This window comes from Pseudoalteromonas sp. SWN166, from assembly GCF_015864485.1.
Taxonomy (GTDB): domain Bacteria; phylum Pseudomonadota; class Gammaproteobacteria; order Enterobacterales; family Alteromonadaceae; genus Pseudoalteromonas.
In genome coordinates, this window is sequence record NZ_JADYXB010000020.1 from 1 (window position 1) to 21,906 (window position 21,906).

Consider the following 21,906-nt stretch of genomic DNA (forward strand, 5'->3'; position numbering starts at 1 on the left):
CAATGCCAATCCATAACTGGAATCTGACATTGTCGCAATTGGCCATCCACTTCGAAGGTAGGTTAGATGGTGTGCTAGATATTTAGCAATTTAGGCTGACACAGAATTCTGAACGCCCTCGGTGGGCTAGCTTTTAAACTCAATTTTACCCACTTCAAGTTTAAACCTACCTTCTTGCTTGCCTGCAATCATAAAGCCTAGCTGTTTTATGTCATCAAAATCAATAATCGGTTGTTGCTCAAGCACGCGACCGCGATACGTTAAAGTAAAATCACTCGGAGCAAAGTTTATATCTACCCATTCATTTTTTACTGTTTTAAATGAGTGGGTGTACGCTGCGCCATCAAGGTAATTGGTAGTTCTGAGTCTAAGCTGATAGGTTTGTCCATCGCCTTTAACACGCAGTGCTATAGCTTTAGTATTTTGGCTTTGTGTATTTAGCTCTGTACGTATTGATGCAAAACCGCCGTTATTATCAAGCGAAACATTGCCTGTAAACAGCAAACTTTCTTGAGTTTGTGTGAATTGGCTATTAGATACACCGCCCATTACTGAGTCGTTAACAACGTACCAGCGCTGGTTTGCATTAGCTTGTGCACTTACAACTAATAAATTAAATACAAAAAGTGATGATAGTTGTTTGGTGATCATGGTTTACTCCTAAGTACTTTAAGCTTACCAATACGGATAAACATATTATTTGTTCACTTATTTAAAGCTAATTATTTTTACGGCTCCATTTTTCCATGATTTTTTCAAACATAATTTCTTTATCAGTTTTATCCTCAGGACAGGGTTTACCGCTACCTTGAGGCATGCCATTACTACCAAATACGGTTGAAGTATCAATTAAATAGCATTTACCGTTAAATTTTTCTAATCGTCGTGTGCCTGCTGTATTTTGGCTAATAACTTCTGAATTAGCAGATTTTACTGGCGTTTTAATAGTGGGATTATTGTTTATCTCATCATTTTCAGAGCTTTTATCTTCACCAAAGGAGACCATTTTTTTATGAGTCATATTATTTACAGGAGAGCCAAATAGCGGCGCGTATGGATTTAGCTTTTTAAATGTTTGAGAAACTTTTGTTGTAGGCTCTGAAGGCGCGGCTAACTGGGGTTCAACAGGTTTTACAGGCTCTTTTTTAAGCTCAGTTTGTGCCTGTGGTAACGTGGTGGTTTTGGCTTGCGTTTTTTTAGTCACCTTTACTTTGGCTTTTGTAGAATCTTTTTTTATAGGTGTAGTGTTAGAGGTCGCTGCATTTGGTGCATCAGTTTTAGTATTTACAGGTTTTATATCAGGCGCATTAGTTGTTGTAACAATTGAGCTTGGCTTAGGTAGGCTTGCTAAATTAACCGTAACATAGGCCTGTATTATTGCGCTTTTTTCCTCCTTTGGCGGCGCAACGTTAATAGATTGCGAAAACAAAAAGTACAACACTATAGCGTGTATACATAACGAGATGACCCACGGCCATGCATTCCCTTTACTCACATTAAATCCTCAACTTATTAGTGCTGTTATGAGTAATTAAATTACATTTAGTTCACTAACAGTTAGGAGTTGTCGTTGTTTTATTTACTTTAGGTTTACCTTGAGCAAAAAATAAAAAACGCGTAAGTTAACCGGGTTACCTATTTTAATAACAAGAAAAATAATGAAAGCCAAAGAGATAGAACAATTAGAATTATCAAATTCTGAAACCCGAGAAGTTGTTACCCCCTACGCCTTTAAAATTGACAGTGCATTACTAGGCTTGCCTTTAGCTACACCAAGTAGGCGTGCATTAGCGATTATAATTGATGTTGCACTTATATTTTTAGCAGCCAAGCTCAGTGCGGCTTTAATCGCATTTGTCGCTGCAATGGCTTTTTATAAAGGCACTGCGCAACAGTACTTACCTAAAATGTCGTCGTTTTGGCGAAGAACCCTAAAAATTTTTGCAGCAAGTTTTTTATTTGTAAGCGCACTTACTGTGCTTTCAATTGGCATAGATTACCTAGAAGACGATAACGCTGATCAAGGTCTAGCTGTTCAGGGCGTAAAAATACAAGATGAAATTCAGCTTACCGCCACAGAAAAGCAACGGGTAAATACTTATTTAGCGCAAACAGCCGATGAAAGCTGTGATCAACCTTGCCAGCAAAATGCGCTTGATAATTTAATAGGGGAAGTACCCAAATTAGCAAAAATGAATGACCTACAAAGCCCACAACTTGCTACCGTATTTTTACAGCTATTAGTGCTCAGTGAAAATAACGAAATACAACCGGCACAGTTAATAGAAGAAAAGCCAGCACAAACAACTACTAACAGTATTTTGCAGTGGAGCAAAGGCATTATTCAAGACCTAGGCTTAGGGTTTGGCTGGGCTGCTGTTTACTTTACGTTGTTCTCGTTACTTTGGCGCGGGCAAACACCAGGTAAAAAAGCATGTAATATTCGCGTGGTCGCCCTAAGCGGTGAGCCATTAGGTTTATTAGATTGTTTTGGTCGCTATGGCGGCTACGGCGCAGGCTTTGCAACCGGGCTATTAGGGTTCCTGCAGATATACTGGGATCCAAACAGACAAGCCATTCAAGATAAAATATCGGCGACAGTGGTTATTAAAGGTAACTTGAATCAAGTTGTGGATGTTGAAACCGTTGTAGATGCAGTGAAAGAGTAATAAAAACTAACAAGATTATAAAAAAGAATAGCTATAAATAAAAAAAGGTCTAAAATTAGGGCTTAATTTAGTTCTTTTTAGGTGTTTCATGAGACAAGTTTTAGCTGATTGTTCGGCAAGTATTTCAGAACTTAAAAAAAATCCAACAGCGCTTTTAAATGAAGCAGATGGCGCTGCAATAGCCATATTAAATCATAACAAGCCTGCTGCTTACTTAGTACCTGCACCAATGTATGAGCTAATTATGGAACAACTGGATGATTATGAACTAACTAAAGTTGTTGAGAGCCGCAGAGGTGATTTATCTCAAGCGGTTGAAGTTAGTATAGATGACTTATAAGTTAAAGTTTTTACCTGCGGCGTTAAAGGAATGGGGGAAGCTAGCGGCCCCACTTAAAAGTCAGTTTAAAAAGAAACTTACTGAGCGCTTAGACAACCCACATGTGCCTGCATCCAAGTTGCGAGGCTTTGATAATGTTTACAAAATAAAATTGCGTACGGCAGGGTATCGCTTAGCTTACGAAGTTATTGACAACGAAGTTGTGGTTTATGTACTTGCAATTGGTAAGCGCGATAAAGATGCGATATATAAAAAGTTAGCGTCGCGAATTAAGGAATAGCAATAAAAGCGGTGTTTTGATTGTTGAAAGAAAGCCAGACGTTTCTTCTTGGTTTGTTATTAATACAAGGATATGTATGAAAGTCTTATCAATAATATTTTTATATTTATTTTTTACAGTAAATGTAAATGCCTCAGAGTCTATTATTTTAGCCAAAACCTATCAGCTAAAATCTACTATTTTAAATGAACAGCGTAATTATAGTGTTTATTTACCGCTAAGCTACAGTGAAAACCCGAATCAAGTATATCCTGTGATTTACTTGCTTGATGGTGACCCAACCCATTTAAAAGCAGTTGCTGGACTGGTGGAAGCGCTCAGTACAGAGCGGCTAGAGCAGCAAATACAAGAAGCTATTATTGTTGCTATTCCTAACAGTAAAAATGCGATAAGAGAGCGCGACTTTACCCCTACAAATGTAGATTGGACATTTAACGGTCAGCTACTCGAAAAGTTTGAAAATATTGGCAACGCCGCAAATTACAGCGCCTTTTTTGAAAAGGAACTCATTCCACTCATTAATAAAAAATATCGCACATCAAATAAACGAGTTTTAATTGGCGAGTCTTTCGGTGGCTTGTTTGCCAGCTATGTATTGCTTATCAACCATGCGCTATTTACAGATTACTTAATTATTGATGCCACGTATCTTTGGGATAATAACTATCTCAATCGTTATTTTGATGAGAAGCAACTAATAAATAAGCTGCTTAAAGGTAATGTGTATTTTACCTTTGCAAATAATGCCGAAGCGTTTGGTGAGATTGGCAAAACAAATTACCAATGGGGCTTAGAGTTTGCTAAAAGATTAAAAATGCATTCAAGTAATAATTTACATATAAATCAACGTTACTTTGAAGGTGAAACTCATGGCACAGTCGCTGCGCTTAGCTGGTATTATGGGTTGAGAAAATTATTGCAGTTATGAAGTGTTAATGATCTTTAATTTATTTAAGCTTAAAGCTAAAGTCACCTTTATTATTAAACAAAAAAATGGAGCGTAGTTAAGTGATTGAACCTGTGAAAGAGTTAAACAAAGCAATTAATGCAGATTTAAATTTAGCTCCGCCTATCGATACTGCTTTAGCAAGTTGTAAAAAAACGCTAGTAATTATTTCATCAGTGTTATTAGCCCTTACTTTCTCAGGCGCGAAGGTTACAGAGGCAAATACTTTTATTTTTAAAATTACATTTACTAACCCTACAGGTATTAATACTCTTTTACTGTTATCGATTGGATATTTATTACTCCGATATAATTCTATATCTCACTTCTATACAGATAATTATAAAAAACAATTCGCTACAAGAGTTTTGGATAATAAGTTTTTTAGAAGGTATGACAGTTACAATGATGTAGTTGATGGATTTATCCCTGATTTGCTTAAACCAAAAAAAATATATCTTAATGATGATAAATACAAACACAGCAGTCATAGCTATTTAGACTATGACCTTAAAGTAAGGTTATTTTTTAATGCTTATATCGACCTTACTGAATATGACGAGCATGGCAACCCACGTCTATATAAGTTTTATTTAATAGACTCGAAAGATAAATTTCAGTATTTATTCGCACTCGGTATTATGTTTTCTCACTGGTTTCTGGAACAATTTCGTCAACGTGACTTTTTAGAGTTATATAGTCCAATGTTTATCGGATTCATAGCAGTATACAGTAGTGTATGGGTGAGGTTAGCATCATAAATTTTGAGCTTTGACTTCTAATTTAATACTGAGAGCTGAACTTCAACAGCGATCAGTATTAACTTATTTTCTGAACCTAGCCCCAAACCCAATAACTCCCATCAACAACACAAATCCCCACACAAACATGTTTCCATACTGGCTGTACACGCTATCGCCTTTTATAAGCTTAATGTTGGCTTTTAATATGGTAGCTTCAAACTGAGGCATGGTTTGTTGTGTGTGGCTTATAGGGTCGTATACGGCGCTTACACCATTGTTAGTAACACGCACTAGAGGGCGTTGTAGTTCGAGCGCGCGCATACGGGCTATTTGCATATGTTGCAAAGGCCCAATGGAGTCGCCAAACCAGGCATCGTTACTTACAGTAAAGAGTAGGTCGGAGTCGCTTTTGTAATTACCGCGTACTAAATCGGCAAAAACAATTTCGTAGCAAATAGCGGGTAGTAGGTTAAAGCCATTGGCGCGTAAGTTGTTTTGTACTTTATCGCCACGCGTAAACGACGACATAGGTAAATCGAATAACGGGGCAATAGGGCGCAGTAAATCTTGAAACGGTACAAATTCGCCAATAGGTAATAGCTGGTGTTTTTGATAGCGGTTTTTATCTAGGTAACGGTAATGCCCATGCTCGTCGTCGCGTTCTTTATTACCGACCACAATAAGTGTATTGAATATGTTTTTAGTATCGCGTTGGTAGTCAACAATACCGGTTACAAGGGCGGTTTTATTAAACGAGGCTGCACTGTCTAAATTGGCTAGGTAGGAATCAGCAAGCATTTCTATTTCGGGCACTGCGGCTTCTGGCCATACTATTAAGTCGGCATCCCAGTGAGGGCGCGTCATGTCTTGGTATTTGCTCATGGTGGTCCAAAACTCACTTGGCTCAAAGCGCAGGTGTTGTTGTATGTTTCCTTGAACGAGTAATACCGACATGTTTTTATCTGTGTAATGAATACTGCCTGTGGTATTTGCGCCTGTAAAAATGAGCGCAACAGCAATGGCCGTAACAACAGGGGTTTTAAAATCTTTTTGGGTTAAGCGATAAAGTGAAAAACCAATTGCTATACACACGAGGGTTAAGCCAAACTCGCCAATATAAGGGGCAAGCAGCCTGAGTGGTCCGTCGGTTTGTGTATAGCCAAAACTTAACCACGGGAAACCGGTAAGTACGGTACCACGTAAATACTCACTAATTGCAAAGCAAGCAATGAGTAATGCACCAAAGCTTTTAGGGCCAGTGGCAAAGCGTGTGGTTGCCCAAAAGGCAAGGGCTGGAAATAACGCTAAGTATGAGCACAAAAAAGCCATTAACGAGAGCGACGCTATAAGCGGCATACCGCCAAAGGTGGCAATAGAAACATGGACCCAGCTTATACCTGCACCAAACCAACCTAGACCAAATATAAAGCCATATTTAGCAGCGGTTTTTGCGTGTGCTTTACCGGTATTATTAGGGTTAATGCAAAAAATTATGGCACCAAGGCTAATAAATACAATGGGCCAAATTTCAAAGGGGGCATAGCCAAAAGTTAAAACAAGGCCCGCAACCAGTGCGAGCCATGCTTTTTTATCTTTTGCTAATAGGGTAAGTCTAGTTAGCAGTTTCTTCACTGTCGTTATCATCATCCTTAGGAACGGTGACTTGCAGTTGCAAAATACGACGATTGTCGGCGTTGGTTACTTTAAATTGGTAACCTTCTATGTCAATCGTTTCCCCACGGCTTGGCATGTGGCCAAATGCGTGCAGTACAGTTCCACCAATAGTATCGGCTTCGTCTGTGCTGTAGCCTGTTTTAAAATGCTCGTTAAAGTCATCTACAGGTGTGAGTGCTTGCACTACGTGAACATGTTTAGCAAGTCGACGAATATCTTGATGTTCTTCTTCTTCGTCGTGCTCATCTTCGATTTCGCCAACAATTATTTCAAGAATATCTTCAATCGTTACTAAGCCCGATACGCCGCCGTATTCGTCAATAACAACAGCCATATGGTAGCGTTGCTGACGAAATTCGTTTAGCAGTGTATCAACACGTTTGCTTTCAGGTACTACCATTGCTGGGCGTAAATAATCGCGTATTGATGGTAAGTGCTCGTCTTTATTTAAGATCAGTGGCAATAAATCTTTAGCGAGCAAAAAACCTTCTACATGATCTTTATCTTCAATCACCACCGGAAAGCGTGAGTGAGTTGAGTCAACCATCATTGGAATTAGCTCTTCAAGCGGTTTGTCGATCTCAAGAGTGATCATTTGTGAGCGCGGAACCATTATGTCTCGCACTTTAAGCTCAGACACGCCAAGCACACCTTCTATCATCTCTTTTGTTTCTGGATCGATTACGTCTCGTTCTTGCGCATCGGCAATAACTTCGACCAGCTCTTCTCTATTCTGGGGTTCCCCTTGCAACATTTGAGCTATTCTGCCCAACCACGTTTTGCCAGAAGAACCCTGGCTAGATTGCGAGTTACCGTCGCTCATTGCGTCTAATTGCTCCGTTAATTTAAATATCGTCCCGGTATGGGTCTGCTATGTTCAGCTCTGCAAGTAATTGCTTTTCTATGCTTTCCATCTCTAAAGCATCGTCACTCTTTATATGGTCAAATCCAAGCAAATGCAAGCATCCGTGAATAACCATATGAGCAAAGTGGTCATGAAATGACTTCTCTTGCTCAATTGCTTCAGCTAATACAATGGCTGGGCAAATAATTAAATCACCAACCAAGGGAATATCTATTCCTGGTGGTGCTTCAAATTCGAACGACAGTACGTTGGTCGGTTTATTTTTACCACGATAGTCGTTATTAAGCTGTTGCGATTGCGCTTCGTCGCTAATAACAATACTGAGCTCTGACTCATCACGATATTGGCTAAGGGCTTTGTCGGCCCACAGTGCAAATTGCTCTTCGCTTGGGAGGTTGTCAAACTCACACGCTATTTGTAAATCAAGTTCGGTTGTCAAAGTATTACTCTTTAGTAGTAGGCTGTTGAAGAGCAGCAAGTGCGTCTTTTGCATTTTGCTTTTCAATGCGCTTTAGTCGCTCGCTTTCGTCGTTACGCTCGTAGGCTTCAACTATGCGTGCTACAACAGGGTGGCGTACTACGTCTTGGGCTTTAAAGTAGTTAAAGCTAATTTCGTTTACACCATCAAGTACTTCCATTGCATGGCGAAGGCCTGAGCGTGTACCACGTGGTAAATCAACCTGTGTAATATCGCCTGTAATAACCGCTTTTGAGTTAAACCCTATGCGAGTTAAAAACATTTTCATTTGCTCGGCGGTGGTATTTTGGCTTTCATCTAAAATAATAAATGCATCGTTTAAAGTACGTCCGCGCATGTAAGCAAGCGGTGCGACTTCAATGATATTTTTTTCGATGAGCTTTTCTACTTTTTCAAAACCTAGCATTTCAAAAAGCGCGTCGTAAAGAGGGCGCAGGTATGGGTCTATTTTTTGACTTAAATCGCCGGGTAAAAAGCCAAGCTTTTCGCCCGCTTCTACAGCAGGACGCGTTAATAATATACGGCGTATTTCTTGGCGCTCAAGGGCGTCAACGGCGGCAGCAACGGCAAGGTAGGTTTTACCAGTACCAGCAGGGCCAATACCAAAGGTAATGTCGTGGTGTAAAATATTAGCCACATAAACACCTTGGTTATCGTTACGTGGTTTAATTACACCACGGCGTGTTTTAATCACCATATCTTTGCCATAAGCGCTGCTTGATGCGTCTTGCTCTAGGGCTTTTGATTCGGTAATAGCTAAATGAACGGCGTCGGGTTCTATTTCGCCTAACACACCACGTACTGGCTGAGTATCAACATAAAGGTTTTTTAAGATTTCTACAGCGCCGGCGCAGTTGTGTAATTTACCGGTTACTTTAAAAAAGTTGTCACGGTGAATTATTTCAACAGCCAGATGGCGTTCAATTTGTTTGATGTTTTCGTCAAACGGGCCACATAAAGAAGAAAGGCGTTTGTTATCGGCAGGTTCTAAATAAATCTCTAACGTTTTTAACTGATTACTCAAAATTGCTTCCTATAGTACTGCGCCAGTATTAACTGGCGCTAATAATTTTGACTAAGGAACGAAAGTAGCTACGCCAATTTCGTTAACAGTGTCTGGTTTTGGCTCTGCAGCTGCAGCTTTAGTTAAAATAGCTGAAGGCGCGATTTCACGTCGTAAGTTCATTTCTGATTCTGTACGAATTAAGTCACCACGTAAAGAATTAGGTAGTGCTTCGGTAATACGTACGTCAACAAACTGTCCGATCACTGTGTGTGGGCCAACAAAATTTACTACACGGTTATTTTCGGTACGGCCACGTAATTCCATTGGGTTCTTTTTAGAAGGACCTTCAACAAGTATACGTTGCTCTGTATCGAACATTTGGCGGCTAATTTGCTGCGCCATTTGTGTAATACGGTTTTGTAGTAAGTATAAGCGTTCTTTTTTCTCTTGCTCTGTTACGTCATCTGGTAAATCTGCCGCTGGTGTACCTGGGCGTGCACTGTAAATAAAGCTAAAGCTCATATCAAAACCAATGTCGCTAATAAGCTTCATGGTTGCTTCAAAGTCTTCTTGGCTTTCGCCTGGGAAACCAATAATGAAATCTGACGACATGCTTAAGTTAGGACGAATTTTACGTAACTTACGAATAGTCGATTTGTATTCAATTGCCGTATGGCCACGTTTCATTAGGTTTAATATACGATCTGAACCACTTTGTACTGGTAGATGTAAGTGATCTACAAGCTCTGGTACATCGGCGTAAACGTCGATGATATCAGGCGTAAATTCTACCGGGTGCGATGTGGTGTAACGGATACGGTCAATACCATCAATAGCTGCAATAAGACGAATTAAATCTGAGAAGTAACAAATTTCGCCATCGTGCGTGTCACCGCGGTATGCATTTACGTTTTGGCCAAGTAGGTTTACTTCACGTACGTTTTGCTCTGCAAGTTGTGCAATTTCAAGTAGTACGTCATCTACTGGGCGGCTAACTTCTTCACCGCGAGTATATGGTACAACACAAAAAGTACAGTACTTAGAACAGCCTTCCATAATTGATACAAATGCAGATGGGCCATCGGCTTTTGGCTCTGGTAAACGGTCAAACTTTTCAATCTCTGGGAATGAAATATCAACAACCGATGAGCCTTTGTTGCCTTGCACTTGTTTAATCATTTCTGGTAAACGGTGCAATGTTTGCGGGCCAAAAATAACATCTACAAATGGTGCGCGTTGGCGAATAGAGTCACCTTCTTGTGAGGCAACACAACCACCTACACCAATTATTAAGTCTGGCTTGTCGTCTTTTAACAACTTCCAACGACCTAACTGGTGAAATACTTTTTCTTGCGCTTTTTCACGAATTGAACAGGTGTTAAGTAAGATTACGTCGGCATCTGTTGCATCATCAGTTAGCTGGTAGCCGTTGGTGGCATCTAAAAGTTCAGCCATTTTCTGAGAGTCGTATTCGTTCATCTGACAACCCCAGGTTTTAATATGCAGCTTTTTGCTCATTGAAATATTGCCTCGTGTTCAATTCGATAGTGGCACAAAAATGTGCTAGAAACAGGATTAAGGAGCAAGCATGCTCACTTAAAGGAGGCGTATTTTAGCTGGATACCCGCCCAGATCCAAGTATAGTTTTCATGTTTGTGATCTCAAATCAATACAGGGCGAGTTTAATGTGCTGTTAGGGATATCCTCTGGTATAAAACAAATTAATTTTGATACAATCAAAACAGACTCAAGTAATAATAAAATGATGAAAAACATGACCAAAAATAATGTGATAGTAGTGGGCGGGGGCATGGTTGGCGCGGCTATGGCGATAAAGCTGGCTCAACAAGGCTTTGGCGTGCGCATAATCGAAAAACACCTTATAGACCCATCACACATTCTTAGTAGCGATAAGGTGGATATTAGAGTGTCGGCTATTAATCGTTTTTCAGAAAATTTACTTGATGAATTAGGGTCAATGCCTCTTTTAAGGCAAAACCGCATAGCACCTTATCAACAATTAGAGGCTTTTGAGCGCGGTGGTGACAATTTATTATTTGATTGCGCCGACATAAACACGACACATTTAGGCCACTTGATTGAAAATAGTTTAATTCAAGCAAGTTTGTGGCAGCAATTTGGGCATTATAAGATTGAGGTTGTTGAGCAATCATTGCCGGTAACTAAAATAGAGCAAACGGATGATTTAATTACGCTTGTGTATGGAGATCAAACCTATACAGCTGATCTAGTAATTGCCGCCGATGGCGGGCAATCGCAACTGCGTGCTAAAGCTAATATTGGTATTACGGGTTGGCAGTACCAACAGCATTGCATGGGGGTATTAATTAAACTTGATGCCCCGCAACAAATTAAAACATGGCAACAGTTTACACCAACCGGGCCATTAGCATTTTTACCAATGCAGGCACCGTACGCTAATTTAATTTGGTACGACGATGCAAATACATTGCAAGCATTTAAAGGGCTAAACCGAACTCAGTTAAAAACACACATACTGAATAAGTTCCCAGAACTTGCTGGAGACTTTGAAGTACAGACCCATGCGATATTTCCGCTTACTCGTCAACACGCTAATAATTATTCGCAAGGGCGCTTGGTTTTAGTGGGCGACGCTGCACATACAATTAATCCCCTTGCAGGGCAGGGCGTTAATTTAGGTTTTCAGGACGTAGTGGCACTTGCTGACATTTTAAATGATGCAGATGATGTTGGTTGCCCGCTAAAGCTTAAAGAATATGAGCGAGCTCGCCGTAAAGCCAATTTGTTAATGATGAGCATGATGGACGCGTGTTACTTTGGGTTTTCTAATCAAATTACGCCACTTAAATGGGCACGTAGCCAGTTTTTAAAAATGGCGAATAATACGGGGCCAATAAAAAACTGGGTTTTAAAATACGCAATTAGCGGTGATTTAGGCTAAATTTAAAGTAGATATTAAAAAGGCTCATTTATGAGCCTTTTTTTATGTCTGTTTTTTAGATGGGCAGGTAGTGGTTCGCTATATCGAACACGGTTTTAATTTAACGGTGTCACTTCACTAAATTGCAATTAAATAACTTTAAAGAGCCTGTGTGTGGATAATTTTTTTACAGTAATGATTATGTTAGGTGTGCTATTACTTGTAGCTAGCCTAAAAACAACGATTAAAGTATGTAAAAAAACAGCGCAGTTAGCGTGGACTATATTGTTATGCGCCATTATTAGCTTTATTTTTGGCTATTGGTGGGTACTTTATTACTTTTCTAACTACGCTATTGCACCTGTTGTGATGAATATGGTCGCTATGTTGCTATTTGGTGGAGCAGGGTTTGTTTATTTAGTGATTAAACTGAGTTTAAAAAGTATTGTTAAAATAGAGCAAGCAACCCAGTATCAAAAATATCAAACAGAGCACGATAACTTAACAACCTTACCCAACCGCGATAAATTTTTTAAGTCCTTAAGTAAACAAGTGGAATACCCTTCTTCATTTGCATTGTTCTATATCGACTTAAATAATTTTAAACAAATTAATGATGCGTTTGGTCATCAATGTGGCGATCAACTATTAGCAGCGTTCGCCAATAAACTAAGCAAAGACTTGTGCGGCATTGCTAAATTATATCGAATAGGAGGTGATGAGTTTGCATTTTTACTGCATACCGATGCGGATGAAAGTATGGATTACTGTGTAAACATTATAAATTCAGCTGTTAAAACTCCATTTTGTACACATGAGCAAATAGTTAAAATACAATTAAGTATAGGCGTAAGTCGTTTTCCTCATGATAGCCGATTACCCGATCAGTTATTAAAAAAAGCCGACTTGGCACTGCATGAAGCTAAAAAAACATTTCAACCTTTAGTAAATTACTCATCTGCAATAGGTAAAAGAGCGGAGGACTTTTTTGATTTATCAGCCAAAATTAAAGTGGCATTACATAAAGATGAGTTTGAGCTTTATTTACAACCCATAATGGACTCTAAAGATTTACAATTACATGGCCTAGAAGCGCTTATCCGATGGCCGCAAGATGATGGCAGCTTTATTAGCCCTGAAAAGTTTATAACCGTAGCTGAGCGTACAGGGCTTATTTTTGTGTTATCGAAATGGGTTGTACAAGAAGCGGTTAATCATATTAGAAAACTCAAACTGTTTGGCTTCATCGGTACTATACATGTCAATTTATCGACTAAAGATATTGAGAGTAGTGAGTTTTACGATTTTATAATTAACCTACTTACAACCGATCCTACTTTAAGTGACTCACTAATATTTGAAATTACTGAAGGTGCAATGATGACAAATATTCCGGCTGCAAGAAAAATGATGCAGCAGTTGAGTATGCGCGGGTTTAAATTTAGTGTTGATGACTTTGGTACTGGCTTTTCATCATTGTCGTTATTAAGAGAGCTGCCAATTAATCAAATAAAAATTGATCAGTCGTTTATCAAAGATATGCTCATTAACCCACCAGATTATGCCATTGTTGAGTCTACATTATTTTTAGCGAGTCGATTAAATTGCGATGTAGTAGCTGAAGGAATAGAAACAAAAGAGGTAGAGCAAGCGCTATTAGGTATGAACTGTGATTATTTGCAAGGGTATTTATATAGTAAACCGATAACAATAGATGAATTTATAAGTGTTTATTTAAATGCAGAAAAAGTAAGTTGAATTTAATGAGTATTGAGAAGTTTTAGACAAGGGAATCAAATTGGCTGGGATACCAGGATTTGAACCTGGGAATGCCAGGATCAAAACCTGGTGCCTTACCGCTTGGCGATATCCCAACTATAAATTTGAATTAGTTTTAGTTCTTAATAAGAACATGGTGCGGAAGGAGAGACTTGAACTCTCACAACCTAAGTTACTGGAACCTAAATCCAGCGCGTCTACCAATTCCGCCACTCCCGCATCACTAATTTGCTAATTTAAACTCTAAGCAGAGCTATTCTTTTATCCAACTTTCCTTGGTAGAAGAAGTTGGCTGGGATACCAGGATTTGAACCTGGGAATGCCAGGATCAAAACCTGGTGCCTTACCGCTTGGCGATATCCCAACAAAGAATTATTTATAATTTTAGTTCTTATAAGAACATGGTGCGGAAGGAGAGACTTGAACTCTCACAACCTAAGTTACTGGAACCTAAATCCAGCGCGTCTACCAATTCCGCCACTCCCGCATCACTAATTTGCCAGTTTAAACTCTAAGCAAGAGTTATTCTTTTATCCAACTTTCCTTGGTAGAAGAAGTTGGCTGGGATACCAGGATTTGAACCTGGGAATGCCAGGATCAAAACCTGGTGCCTTACCGCTTGGCGATATCCCAACAAAGAATTATTTGATAGTTTTATTTCTTATCAAGAAATGGTGCGGAAAGAGAGACTTGAACTCTCACAACCGAAGTTACTGGAACCTAAATCCAGCGCGTCTACCAATTCCGCCACTCCCGCATCGTTTGTACAATAAAGTACAGGTAGTTATTTTAAACTCTTCATTGAGTGCAATTTAACTCTTGCAGAGCCATTTCTAAAAAAGAAATGGTGGCTAAGACGGGATTTGAACCTGTGACCCCATCATTATGAGTGATGTGCTCTAACCAGCTGAGCTACTTAGCCATTGTTGGCTGGGATACCAGGATTTGAACCTGGGAATGCCAGGATCAAAACCTGGTGCCTTACCGCTTGGCGATATCCCAACAATAACAATTGATAGTTTTAATTCTTATCAAGAAATGGTGCGGAAAGAGAGACTTGAACTCTCACAACCGAAGTTACTGGAACCTAAATCCAGCGCGTCTACCAATTCCGCCACTCCCGCATCGTTTGTACAATAAAGTACAGGTAGCTATTTTAAACTCTTCATTGAGCAACAAAAAAATAAATGGTGGCTAAGACGGGATTTGAACCTGTGACCCCATCATTATGAGTGATGTGCTCTAACCAGCTGAGCTACTTAGCCATCTTTTTTTGTTAGCACTTCATCGCTGAGTGCGGGGCGTATTATGCTGATATGACCCAAATTCGTCAACACCTTTTTTGCAAAAAAACACTTAACTGTGTTTGTTTGCAGGAAAATTAAGCTAACAGGCTAAATTTTAATAAAAATGCTGTTTTTTTAGCTGCCTTAAATACGCAGAATCTTAATTAACCCTGTACTTCTTTAATTGAGTGATATTACAAAGATGATTAGGGCCTGTTTATCTTTTGAGGTTAAATTTACAGCAGTGTGTTTGGTATTTAGACAAGGCAGAGCCTATGTAGTGTGGTTATTCCCCATAAATAGGCGATAACGCAGCATAAATGCCAAACATGCGCTGCCCGAAGGGTTCTGCCTAGGGGCAATTTACTCTTTGTTGCTCGGTTTTTACTTAGCCCACTAGGTTACAAACCTCGCGCCGCGATTAAATAGCCCCTAGATTGAACAAATTTCAATCCTAAAAGGTCAACAGGCCCTGATTGTGCTCAATTATTATTTTTATAATACTTAAATACAAAAAAGGCTCGTAAAAACGAGCCTTTAAAAATTATTACCAAGTTAAATTGGTTTAATTTGTACTTATACGTTGAACAAGAAGTTCATTACATCGCCATCTTTAACAATGTACTCTTTACCTTCTTGACGCATCTTACCTGCTTCTTTTGCGCCACTCTCACCTTTAAAGGCAACAAAGTCGTCAAAAGCAATAGTTTGCGCACGAATAAAGCCACGCTCGAAGTCGGTATGGATTTTACCCGCTGCTTGTGGTGCTGTTGCACCTACAGGGATTGTCCATGCGCGTACTTCTTTTACGCCAGCTGTAAAGTAAGTTTGTAATTGTAGTAATTCATAACCACCACGAATAACAAGGTTAAGGCCTGGCTCTTCTAGGCCAAGATCAGCCATAAACTCAAGCTTATCCTCGTCATCTAATTCTGAAAGTTCAGATTCGATAGCGGCACATACAGGAACAACAATCGCATCTTCAGCTGCGGCAATAGCGCGTACACGATCAAGGTATGGGTTATTTTCAAAACCATCTTCAGCAACGTTTGCAATATACATTGTTGGTTTAATCGTTAAGAAGTTTATAGAGCTAATTGCTGCTTTTTCTTCTTTAGTTAGTGCTAGACCACGTAAAGTTAAGCCTTCGTCAAGATGCACTTTTACTTTTTCAAGTACAGCATTTTGCTCTTTAGCGTCTTTATCGCCACCTTTAGCTTTTTTTGAATTACGGAAAAGGGCTTTTTCAGCACTATCCATATCAGCAAGCACTAACTCAGTGTTGATTACGTCAATATCGTCAGCAGGGTCAATAGTGCCTGCTACGTGGATGATGTTTTCATCTTCAAAACAGCGAACTACGTGGCCAATTGCATCGGTTTCACGAATGTTAGCTAAAAACTGGTTACCAAGGCCTTCACCTTTAGATGCGCCTTTTACTAAGCCAGCAATGTCTACAAATTCCATACTAGTGGTAAGAACTCGTTGAGGATTAACAATTTTAGCAAGTTCGTCTAGACGAGGATCTGGCACAGGTACCACACCTGTATTAGGCTCAATGGTACAAAAAGGAAAGTTAGCGGCTTCAATACCCGCTTTAGTTAGTGCATTGAAAAGCGTTGATTTACCAACGTTAGGCAAGCCAACGATGCCACATTTAAAACCCATAGTAAGATACCTTGTTTAGATTCGTTTAAACGATGTGCTTGTAACCCAAGTTATTAGGGTTTAAACGAATGTAGTCTGTTTTGTGCTTTTAACACACCATCTTTTGCAAGTATTTCCATACAACGAACTGCTTCATCAACAGCAGCATCCATTTTTTCTTGGTCTACTTTGGCCGCTTTTCCAAGCACCCAACCAGTTACCATTTCACGATGCCCCGGATGACCTACACCTATGCGTAAACGCATAAAGTCTTTTTGATTTGCCATTTTTGCAATAATGTCTTTTAAACCATTATGACCGCCATGTCCGCCGCCTTTTTTTAATTTGGCAACACCTGGGTCTAAATCCAATTCGTCATGGGCAACTAAAATGTCCTCGACAGGGATTTTGAAAAAATTAGCTAAACTACTGACCGCTTTACCACTTAAATTCATGTAAGTAGTGGGGATCAATAATTTGAATTCTTGGCCTTGAATTATCACTTTGCCAGTAAGGCCGTGATATTTAGGATCGTGTTTTAGAGTGCAGTTGTAGCGTGCAGCGATTTGCTCGATGAACCAAGCACCTGCATTGTGGCGTGTGTTTGCGTATTCGGGGCCTGGATTAGCCAGGCCCACAAGCATTTGAATAGAATTCAAGGTTGCGAGACCTTAAAAATTATTCTGCTGCTGCAGCGTCGTCTTCAACTGGAGCTGCTTTGTTTGCTTTGATAGTCAGGATAGACTGATCATGGCCTTCGCCTTTACCTAAATCTACAGAGCTTACGCCTTTAGGGAAAGTAAGGTCAGAAATATGAACAGAATCGCCAACAACAAACTTAGACACATCTACTTCAATGAATTCTGGAAGTGCTTTTGGAAGACACGAGATTTCAACTTCAGTTAACTGGTGAACAACAGTTGCGCCAGCTTTAGTTACAATATCTTCACCGATGAAGTGAAGAGGAACTTTAGTTTGAAATTTATGAGTAGCATCTACACGTTGGAAATCAAGGTGAGTAAGCTTAGGTTTGAATGGGTGACGTTGGATATCTTTTAAGATTACTTCAACAGCTTCGCCATCTACGTTAAGCGTAAGGATATGCGTGTAGAAACCTTCGTCTTCTTGCGCTTTGATCATATCTTTATGAGCAAAAGTAAGAGATAAAGCTTCTTTGTCAGCTCCGTAAAGGATTGCAGGAACTTTGTCTTCGCGACGTAGGCGGCGGCTCGCACCAGTACCAGTTTCTACGCGAAGTTCAGCGTTATACGTATAAGTTTTGTTAGACATGATGTCTCCAGTTATTTAAATGTGTAGGGCCTTTGCGACCAAGGTCCCTAGCCAAAAGGCGCGCTATCATACCACCACGCTCAGACAAAATAAACATCGCTTACAAAAAAAGCGCCAAAAGGCGCTTTTATACTCAGGAATGTTTAATCTTAGTGTTCAAACATCGCTGAGATAGATTCTTCGTTACTAATACGACGAATAGTCTCTGCTAACATGTCAGCAAGCGTAAGTACCTTTATTTTATCAAGGGCTTTAAGCTCGTCAGATAGCGGAATTGAGTCAGTTACAATTACTTCGTCAATCATTGAGTCACGTAGGTTCTCTGCTGCTTTACCTGAAAGAATAGGGTGCGTTGCGTATGCAAATACACGCTTAGCGCCATGTTCTTTAAGTGCTTCAGCGGCTTTACATAACGTACCACCGGTATCAATCATATCATCAACGATAATACAATCACGGCCTTCAACGTCACCAATAATATGCATTACTTGAGAAACGTTTGCTTGTGGGCGACGTTTATCAATAATAGCTAAATCGGTATCGTTTAGTAGTTTTGCTATTGCACGCGCACGTACAACACCACCAATATCTGGAGATACAACAACGACGTCTTCAAAGTCGCGTTCTTTCATATCTTCAAGTAATACAGGGCTGCCAAATACGTTGTCTACTGGTACATCAAAGAAGCCTTGGATTTGTTCCGCATGTAAATCAACCGTAAGAACACGGTCAACACCCACACTTGATAAGAAATCGGCAACAACTTTAGCGGTAATTGGAACACGAGCAGAACGCACACGACGGTCTTGGCGCGCATAACCAAAATAAGGAATGACGGCAGTAATACGACCTGCAGACGCACGACGTAGAGCATCAACCATAACGATAAGCTCCATTAAGTTATCGTTTGTAGGGGCACAGGTTGATTGCAAGATAAAAACATCCGAGCCACGAACGTTTTCATTTATTTGAACACTGATCTCACCGTCGCTAAAACGGCCAACAACAGCATCGCCTAATTCAATATATAAACGTTTTGCAACTTTTTGAGCTAACTCAGGTGTTGCGTTACCAGCGAAGAGCTTCATGTCAGGCACGGTAGGGTTCCTCAGGCACTGAATATTTGGACTAACGAGCAGTAATAAATACCACTGCAAGTTAACTTATGATTACTTGTACGTTACTTCATTGATCGAAAATGGCGGTTAACTCCGTATGAGCAGGTGAGACATTTGCGCTTGAAGCCACAAAACCCTGCCAAGTATGGGGGAGATTTTCAAGTACATCTTGTGCTTGAACTTGACTAGCAAATTCGACAAAACAACATGAACCTGTTCCGGTCATCTTCGACGGTGCGTATTTTAGCAACCACTGGAGGGTTTTTTCAACCTCGGGGCAAAGCTTTTTAACTAAAGGCTCACAATCGTTGGTTAAAATATGGTGTTTCCAATCGCCTATTATTTTTGGTGTGTCGCGTTTTAAATCGGGATGTGTAAATATTTTAGCCGTACTTACATGTTGATTTGGATGCACAACACAGTACCATTTTTGTTCAAGTTCTACGTGGTGCAATTTCTCACCAATACCATGTGCTATGGCGCTTTGACCTTGTATGAACACCGGAACATCAGCGCCTAATTTAAGCCCTAATTGGGCTAGGGTTTCCAAATTTAGTTCTAATTTCCATAATTTATTGAGTGCTAATAAAGTACTTGCAGCATCGGATGAACCACCTCCAACACCTCCTCCCATCGGTAAGCGTTTAATTAAATTTATTTTTACACCTAAAGGGATTTTACAGTAAGTTTGTAATAAAAGTGCCGCTTTATAGATGAGATTATCAGTTAAGGGTATGCCTTTAGTATCACCATCGATAGAAATGCTGCCATCCGTTGTCAACTCAAAGTACAACTCATCACCAAAATTTAAAAAAGTAAATAAGGTTTCAAGTTCGTGATAGCCATCTTCTCGGCGCGCATTTATATGTAAAAATAAATTGAGTTTTGCCGGAGCAATAAGTGAAAAAGAGGTTTTGTTATTCATGCTTATTTAAACTGCCAATCGTAGAGTTGAATCTTAATTTTTATTTGTTGATGCTTTAACGTTAGTTTGGTTGGTAACCAGTAACCTGCATTTTGTACGTAAGTGCCATAATCTATTTGCCATTTTTTGCCTGTATTATCAAACCATAATACTTGCTTTGCGCGGCCTAACTCATCAACAACTAAACTTTGGTCATCAATAGTCCCTTTAAGCCAATTATCGGCATTATCAACAGGGAGTGTAAAACCCGTTAAACGCTTTAAAAGCTCTGAAGCGTTAGTATCAAAGTACTCATCGCCGTCAAATTCTAATTCAGCACCATTTGCTGTTTGTTTAAGCGACAAAATACGAGTACCAATAAAAGTAGTCAGTATTAAATTATTGGAATTTGTTGTTTGCTGCCAATTTAAGTTTGCAGATTGACGCTCTTTTGGGCTAATAAACGCGAGTTTACCCTCGACCTGCCAAGTTTTTTGAGCAGCTAAACGTGGTTTCCAATCATCATAAAGTGTTGTTTTTGTATCAATTTGATGAGCACAGCCACCTAAAAACAAAAAAAACATGAATAAAATCAAATATTGTCGAATCAAATGTTGTTCCTTACTTTCCATATTCCGCTGATTTTTGGTAAAATTACCGCCTTTGAAGTAGGGCTCAGCAATATTTGGCAAATATGACCATAATAGCACTAGGTATAAATCACAAAACCGCATCCGTAGAATTACGTGAAAAAGTGGCCTTTTCGCCTGAGCAAATTTCAGAGGCGTTGCAACAATTAAGCGGCCATGCCGACTTTAATGAAGCGGTTATTGTGTCTACCTGCAATCGAACCGAGATCTATTGTAGCCTCGCTCAGCAAAATTCCCAAACACTGTTGACTTGGCTTGCCAGTTTCCATGGTTTGGATGAACATGAACTGAGCAGCAATATATACTGTCATGAAGGTAATGACGCCATTAACCACCTAATGCGCGTAGCGTGTGGGTTGGATTCTCTTGTGTTAGGCGAACCGCAAATTTTAGGGCAAATAAAGCAATCGTTTTTTAGCGCTAAAACCCACGATGCTGTAGGTGTTACTTTTGATAGATTGTTTCAAAAAACATTTTCGGTGGCGAAACAAGTTAGAACCGAAACAAATATTGGCGCAAGCGCTGTATCGGTTGCATTTGCGGCTGTTAATTTAGCGAAGCATATTTACGGTAAGCTCGATAAAACAAACGTATTATTAATTGGCGCCGGCGAAACCATAGAGTTAGTTGCTAAACATTTATATCAAAATGAGCCACAAAATATCACCGTTGCGAACCGAACTATTGAGCGAGCTCGAAGCTTAGCTGACGAGGTGTCGGCGGATGTAATTGCTTTAGCGCAATTGCCAGAGCGTTTACATAAAGCCGATATAGTGATTAGTTCTACAGCCAGTACTTTGCCTATTATTGGTAAAGGGGTTGTTGAACAAGCGCTTAAGCAGCGCCGTCACAAGCCTATGCTATTTATAGATATTGCGGTTCCACGCGATATAGAAAGCCAAGTAGGGGAGCTAGATGCTGCCTATTTATATTCCGTTGATGACTTACAAACCATTGTAAGCGAGAATATGGCAGCGCGAGAGCAAGCTGCTGAGCAAGCACAAATAATTATTACTGAGCGCACCAAAGAATTTGCAATGTGGATGCGTTCACTCGATTCGGTAGATTTAATCCGCCATTATCGAAATGATGTACAAACAATTAAGTCAGAACTTGTTGAGCGAGCTGTTAGTCAGCTAAATACAGGTAAAGATGCAGAAAAAATTATATTAGAGCTCGCCAATAAATTAACCAATCGCTTAATGCACGCGCCTACCCGTGCAATACAAGACGCAGCGAAAAAAGGTGAAGTGGCGCAGCTAAACCAGTTGAAAAAAATGTTAGGTATTGATCAGGAATAACCGTTAA

21 protein-coding genes and 10 tRNA genes are annotated in these 21,906 nt (G+C 39.8%); 8 read left to right on the forward strand and 23 right to left on the reverse strand.

Annotated elements, in window-relative coordinates:
• Positions 1 to 126: 126 nt before the first annotated feature.
• Together I6F49_RS12720 and I6F49_RS12725 are read right to left on the reverse strand one after the other, a co-directional pair.
• On the reverse strand, positions 127 to 651 hold the full coding sequence (locus I6F49_RS12720; RefSeq protein ID WP_197159981.1) for a CIA30 family protein: 525 nt from the start codon (positions 649 to 651) through the stop codon (positions 127 to 129).
• A gap of 67 nt (positions 652 to 718) precedes the next feature.
• On the reverse strand, positions 719 to 1,495 hold the full coding sequence (locus I6F49_RS12725) for a hypothetical protein (RefSeq protein ID WP_197176549.1): 777 nt from the start codon (positions 1,493 to 1,495) through the stop codon (positions 719 to 721).
• 163 nt (positions 1,496 to 1,658) lie between these two features.
• On the opposite strand from I6F49_RS12725, the gene I6F49_RS12730 reads away from it, so the two are divergent.
• The 5 genes from I6F49_RS12730 (at position 1,659) to I6F49_RS12750 (ending at position 4,996) form a co-directional block, all read left to right on the forward strand.
• Positions 1,659 to 2,669, forward strand: coding sequence for an RDD family protein (locus tag I6F49_RS12730; protein ID WP_197176550.1), 1,011 nt, complete (start codon positions 1,659 to 1,661; stop codon positions 2,667 to 2,669).
• 88 nt (positions 2,670 to 2,757) lie between these two features.
• Complete coding sequence (locus I6F49_RS12735) at positions 2,758 to 3,009, forward strand: type II toxin-antitoxin system Phd/YefM family antitoxin (RefSeq protein WP_033029102.1); 252 nt, start codon at positions 2,758 to 2,760, stop codon at positions 3,007 to 3,009.
• Positions 2,999 to 3,289, forward strand: a complete 291-nt coding sequence (locus tag I6F49_RS12740; RefSeq protein ID WP_197176551.1) for a type II toxin-antitoxin system RelE family toxin — start codon at positions 2,999 to 3,001, stop codon at positions 3,287 to 3,289. Before I6F49_RS12735 ends, I6F49_RS12740 begins: the two co-directional genes overlap by 11 nt.
• A gap of 76 nt (positions 3,290 to 3,365) precedes the next feature.
• Positions 3,366 to 4,217: an alpha/beta hydrolase gene (locus I6F49_RS12745; protein ID WP_197176552.1), complete on the forward strand. Its 852-nt coding sequence runs from the start codon at positions 3,366 to 3,368 to the stop codon at positions 4,215 to 4,217.
• Positions 4,218 to 4,297: 80 nt separating this feature from the next.
• Positions 4,298 to 4,996 (forward strand): hypothetical protein, encoded by a 699-nt coding sequence (locus I6F49_RS12750; RefSeq protein ID WP_197176553.1) that lies wholly within the window; start codon positions 4,298 to 4,300, stop codon positions 4,994 to 4,996.
• 63 nt (positions 4,997 to 5,059) lie between these two features.
• On the opposite strand, the gene lnt is transcribed toward I6F49_RS12750, so the two are convergent.
• Genes lnt through miaB form a run of 5 tightly spaced genes read right to left on the reverse strand, consistent with a single transcriptional unit; the run spans position 5,060 to position 10,519 of the window.
• Complete coding sequence (lnt, locus tag I6F49_RS12755) at positions 5,060 to 6,610, reverse strand: apolipoprotein N-acyltransferase (protein ID WP_197176554.1); 1,551 nt, start codon at positions 6,608 to 6,610, stop codon at positions 5,060 to 5,062.
• Positions 6,591 to 7,475, reverse strand: coding sequence for a CNNM family magnesium/cobalt transport protein CorC (gene corC, locus I6F49_RS12760; protein WP_165728904.1), 885 nt, complete (start codon positions 7,473 to 7,475; stop codon positions 6,591 to 6,593). Before corC ends, lnt begins: the two co-directional genes overlap by 20 nt.
• Before the next feature lie 22 nt (positions 7,476 to 7,497).
• The gene (gene ybeY / locus I6F49_RS12765; RefSeq protein ID WP_002958542.1) at positions 7,498 to 7,956 is read right to left on the reverse strand and encodes an rRNA maturation RNase YbeY; all 459 of its coding nucleotides are present in this window, start codon (positions 7,954 to 7,956) and stop codon (positions 7,498 to 7,500) included.
• Positions 7,957 to 7,960: 4 nt separating this feature from the next.
• Positions 7,961 to 9,019: a PhoH family protein gene (locus I6F49_RS12770; RefSeq protein ID WP_165728903.1), complete on the reverse strand. Its 1,059-nt coding sequence runs from the start codon at positions 9,017 to 9,019 to the stop codon at positions 7,961 to 7,963.
• A 51-nt stretch (positions 9,020 to 9,070) separates the two neighbouring features.
• Complete coding sequence (gene miaB, locus I6F49_RS12775) at positions 9,071 to 10,519, reverse strand: tRNA (N6-isopentenyl adenosine(37)-C2)-methylthiotransferase MiaB (RefSeq protein WP_165728902.1); 1,449 nt, start codon at positions 10,517 to 10,519, stop codon at positions 9,071 to 9,073.
• Between the two features lie 169 nt (positions 10,520 to 10,688).
• Between miaB and I6F49_RS12780 the strand changes: the two genes are divergently transcribed.
• Positions 10,689 to 11,945 carry an FAD-dependent monooxygenase gene (locus I6F49_RS12780; RefSeq protein WP_197180830.1) on the forward strand — a complete coding sequence of 419 codons (1,257 nt, stop codon included), beginning with the start codon at positions 10,689 to 10,691 and terminating at the stop codon, positions 11,943 to 11,945.
• A 153-nt stretch (positions 11,946 to 12,098) separates the two neighbouring features.
• Positions 12,099 to 13,682 carry a putative bifunctional diguanylate cyclase/phosphodiesterase gene (locus tag I6F49_RS12785; protein WP_197180832.1) on the forward strand — a complete coding sequence of 528 codons (1,584 nt, stop codon included), beginning with the start codon at positions 12,099 to 12,101 and terminating at the stop codon, positions 13,680 to 13,682.
• Between the two features lie 41 nt (positions 13,683 to 13,723).
• Here the strand turns inward: I6F49_RS12785 and I6F49_RS12790 are convergent.
• The 16 genes from I6F49_RS12790 to lolB all read right to left on the reverse strand — a co-directional run bounded on the left by I6F49_RS12790 (position 13,724) and on the right by lolB (position 20,559).
• Positions 13,724 to 13,798 (reverse strand) — tRNA-Gln (locus I6F49_RS12790).
• Positions 13,799 to 13,837: 39 nt separating this feature from the next.
• Positions 13,838 to 13,922: transfer RNA gene (locus I6F49_RS12795), tRNA-Leu, on the reverse strand.
• Positions 13,923 to 13,992: 70 nt separating this feature from the next.
• A tRNA-Gln gene (locus I6F49_RS12800) sits at positions 13,993 to 14,067 on the reverse strand.
• Positions 14,068 to 14,105: 38 nt separating this feature from the next.
• Positions 14,106 to 14,190: transfer RNA gene (locus tag I6F49_RS12805), tRNA-Leu, on the reverse strand.
• Positions 14,191 to 14,261: 71 nt separating this feature from the next.
• Positions 14,262 to 14,336 (reverse strand) — tRNA-Gln (locus I6F49_RS12810).
• A 39-nt stretch (positions 14,337 to 14,375) separates the two neighbouring features.
• Positions 14,376 to 14,460, reverse strand: a tRNA-Leu gene (locus I6F49_RS12815).
• Between the two features lie 88 nt (positions 14,461 to 14,548).
• A tRNA-Met gene (locus tag I6F49_RS12820) sits at positions 14,549 to 14,625 on the reverse strand.
• Between the two features lie 5 nt (positions 14,626 to 14,630).
• Positions 14,631 to 14,705, reverse strand: a tRNA-Gln gene (locus tag I6F49_RS12825).
• Positions 14,706 to 14,742: 37 nt separating this feature from the next.
• Positions 14,743 to 14,827: transfer RNA gene (locus I6F49_RS12830), tRNA-Leu, on the reverse strand.
• A 64-nt stretch (positions 14,828 to 14,891) separates the two neighbouring features.
• Positions 14,892 to 14,968 (reverse strand) — tRNA-Met (locus tag I6F49_RS12835).
• A gap of 597 nt (positions 14,969 to 15,565) precedes the next feature.
• A complete protein-coding gene (gene ychF, locus I6F49_RS12840) occupies positions 15,566 to 16,657 on the reverse strand; it encodes a redox-regulated ATPase YchF (RefSeq protein WP_007583951.1) in 1,092 nt (363 codons plus the stop codon).
• A gap of 53 nt (positions 16,658 to 16,710) precedes the next feature.
• Positions 16,711 to 17,295 (reverse strand): aminoacyl-tRNA hydrolase, encoded by a 585-nt coding sequence (gene pth / locus I6F49_RS12845; RefSeq protein WP_166419131.1) that lies wholly within the window; start codon positions 17,293 to 17,295, stop codon positions 16,711 to 16,713.
• A 19-nt stretch (positions 17,296 to 17,314) separates the two neighbouring features.
• The gene (locus I6F49_RS12850) at positions 17,315 to 17,926 is read right to left on the reverse strand and encodes a 50S ribosomal protein L25/general stress protein Ctc (RefSeq protein WP_166419130.1); all 612 of its coding nucleotides are present in this window, start codon (positions 17,924 to 17,926) and stop codon (positions 17,315 to 17,317) included.
• A gap of 149 nt (positions 17,927 to 18,075) precedes the next feature.
• Positions 18,076 to 19,023, reverse strand: coding sequence for a ribose-phosphate pyrophosphokinase (locus I6F49_RS12855; protein ID WP_007583957.1), 948 nt, complete (start codon positions 19,021 to 19,023; stop codon positions 18,076 to 18,078).
• Positions 19,024 to 19,111: 88 nt separating this feature from the next.
• Positions 19,112 to 19,969 (reverse strand): 4-(cytidine 5'-diphospho)-2-C-methyl-D-erythritol kinase, encoded by an 858-nt coding sequence (ispE, locus tag I6F49_RS12860; protein WP_197180834.1) that lies wholly within the window; start codon positions 19,967 to 19,969, stop codon positions 19,112 to 19,114.
• Positions 19,970 to 19,971: 2 nt separating this feature from the next.
• Entirely contained in the window at positions 19,972 to 20,559 is a 588-nt protein-coding gene (gene lolB / locus I6F49_RS12865) for a lipoprotein insertase outer membrane protein LolB (RefSeq protein ID WP_197180836.1), read from the reverse strand.
• A gap of 83 nt (positions 20,560 to 20,642) precedes the next feature.
• On the opposite strand from lolB, the gene hemA reads away from it, so the two are divergent.
• Complete coding sequence (gene hemA / locus I6F49_RS12870; RefSeq protein ID WP_197180838.1) at positions 20,643 to 21,899, forward strand: glutamyl-tRNA reductase; 1,257 nt, start codon at positions 20,643 to 20,645, stop codon at positions 21,897 to 21,899.
• The last annotated feature ends 7 nt before the right edge of the window (positions 21,900 to 21,906 follow it).